The organism is Streptomyces sp. NPDC048353 (genome assembly GCF_055587165.1).
The window spans coordinates 1-1,939 of sequence record NZ_JBVJGU010000023.1 but is presented as its reverse complement, the minus strand read 5'-3'; the positions used below and the strand labels follow the sequence as shown (position 1 = coordinate 1,939).

The window sequence follows — 1,939 nt, the reverse complement described above, 5'->3', positions numbered from 1 at the left end:
CGGTGAGTGTGTCCCGAACGCGAGGAGGAGTTCGACGTAGGTAGAGCGCCCTCTTTGCGGTGCTGCGTGAATGATGAAGGTTTGGCCCTTCGGAGCCGCCCTGCGGGGGGAGGCTTCAAACCGCCTCATGCTGCGTTGGCTGAAGACCGTCGTGGTGAGCGATGAGGAAAAGGCGCCCTGAGAGGTGTCAGGTGGGGATCAGGAAGACGAGCGCAAGCGAATCGTTGCTGAAGTGTCGTAAAGAAAACAGATGACATCGAAACCGGGGTTGTCACTGGTCCCCGGGATGAGCCTGGCGGGTGCCCGCCTATTGGCCAGGTGGTGTCCGGCATGTAGACGACGTGAGCCTGATCTGCTGCTTTCACGTGGAACGGGAGAAGGCGTGTCTCGACACTGCCGCCCTGGTCAGGGCGGCGAGAGGGAGCATCCCAAGCGGCCGAAACCGCGAGGGACTGAGTACCGATGCGAGGCACGCTGGCGGACCGGCTCGTAGTAGTGCTGAAGCTCCTGTAATGGGGGTGGAGCGAAGGGGCCGGGTCATCCGTGGCTGTGTTCGTTTGGTCAACCGGACGTACTCCGGGAGGAGCCGATGGATCAGTTGAAATTGCCAGGCAAGTCGTTTGATATCTCGAAGCGGGAAGTCTGGGAGGCTTTTCAGGATGTGAGGAGTAATCAGGGAGCTCCGGGAGTGGATGGGCAGTCCATTGCCGACTTCGAGAAGGATCTGAAGGGAAATCTCTACAAGATCTGGAACCGGATGTCGTCAGGAACGTACTTCCCTCCTCCGGTGCGCGCGGTGGAGATCCCGAAGCAGCACGGTGGAGGCGTGAGGATGCTGGGCATCCCCACTGTCGCCGACCGGGTTGCCCAGACCGTAGTGGCCCGCCACCTGGGACTTCGTGTGGATCCTGTGTTCCACGAGGACTCGTATGGGTACCGGCCTGGACGGTCGGCTCTCGATGCGGTCGAACGCTGCCGCGAGCGCTGCTGGAGAAGGAACTGGGTGATCGACCTCGACATCCAGAAGTTCTTCGACAGCGTGCGGTGGGACCTCATTGTCAAGGCCGTGGAAGCTCACACCGATGCCGTTTGGGTGATTCTGTATGTCAAGCGGTGGCTCCAAGCGCCGCTACGGCTGCCCGACGGCACCTTGCAGAAGCGAGATCGGGGCACCCCTCAAGGGTCTGCGGTATCGCCTGTGCTGGCAAACCTGTTCATGCACTACGCGTTCGATCTGTGGCTGACCCGGAAGTTCCCGGACGTGCAGTTCGAGCGGTATGCCGACGACGCGGTGGTCCACTGCGTCAGCGAACGCCAGGCCACAAGTGTCCTGGCAGCGCTGGAGAACAGGATGGAAGAGGTCGGGCTGCGTCTGCATCCCGACAAAACCAAGATCGTGTACTGCAAGGACGAGGACCGGCCAGGCTCTTACGAGCACACGTCGTTCACCTTCCTCGGGTACACGTTCCGCCCGCGCGGTGCCCGGACGAGAACGGGACGCATGTTCCTGTCGTTCTCGCCGGCGGTCAGCAAGGACGCCCTGAAGAAAATGAGCGGAGTGGTTCGCCGATGGCGACTTCACCGCCGTACCAGCCTCACATTCGTGGCCCTCGCCAAGGTCATCAATCCGATCGTGGCGGGCTGGATGAACTACTACGGCCGGTTCTACCGGTCGGAGCTGTATCCGGTCCTGGGTGGCATCAACTCCTACTTGGTGCGATGGATCCGTAAGAAGTACAGACGGCTCGCGAGGCTCACGAAGGCACTTGACTGCATGCGGGGGATCGCCAAGCGCTACCCCCGCCTCTTCGCACAGTGGAGATGGACAGTCGAGCCCCTCGCCGTTTGGTGACCAGGATGACAAGAGCGGAGTGACGAGAGATTGTCACGCTCCGTTCTGCGGGAGCCCGGGGGTGAAATTCCCCCGGGCGACCCAACA

The 1,939-nt window shown here is 61.6% G+C and carries 1 protein-coding gene; it reads left to right on the top strand.

What is annotated here, in order from left to right; genetic code table 11:
* The first annotated feature begins 589 nt into the window (after positions 1-589).
* Positions 590-1,852 carry a group II intron reverse transcriptase/maturase gene (gene ltrA, locus ACZ6RC_RS33320; protein WP_469590624.1) on the top strand — a complete coding sequence of 421 codons (1,263 nt, stop codon included), beginning with the start codon at positions 590-592 and terminating at the stop codon, positions 1,850-1,852.
* Positions 1,853-1,939 lie beyond the last annotated feature (87 nt).